This is a genomic window from Pseudomonas sp. GW456-12-10-14-LB2 (assembly GCF_002884345.1).
GTDB classification, from domain to species: domain Bacteria; phylum Pseudomonadota; class Gammaproteobacteria; order Pseudomonadales; family Pseudomonadaceae; genus Aquipseudomonas; species Aquipseudomonas paraglycinae.
Map to the genome: position 1 here is coordinate 1 of NZ_POHV01000224.1, position 258 is coordinate 258.

Below are 258 nucleotides of genomic sequence, written 5' to 3' on the forward strand. Positions count from 1 at the left end.
GGCGCAGGGCGCGATCCAGGGCCCTTTCCAGGCGTGGCAGGGCCTGGGCCACCTTGGGATCGCCGGAACTTGCGAGACGGTCAGAGGCGATCTGGGCGCTCGTGAGGATGTTGCGCAAATCGTGGTTGATCTTGGCCACCGCCTCCCCCAGGGCCGCGAGGCGCGCGCGGGACTGCAGGGCCGTCAACAGGTCCTCCTGCATGCGGCCGAGCTCCACCTCGGCCCGGCCGATTTCGTCCCGGCGGCCTGAGGGAGGAA

1 protein-coding gene is annotated in these 258 nt (G+C 70.5%); it reads right to left on the minus strand.

The window, feature by feature from the left end:
* Positions 1-258, minus strand: a 258-nt coding sequence (locus C1X29_RS28845; RefSeq protein WP_146023327.1) for a HAMP domain-containing histidine kinase, incomplete at both ends; no start/stop codon positions are given.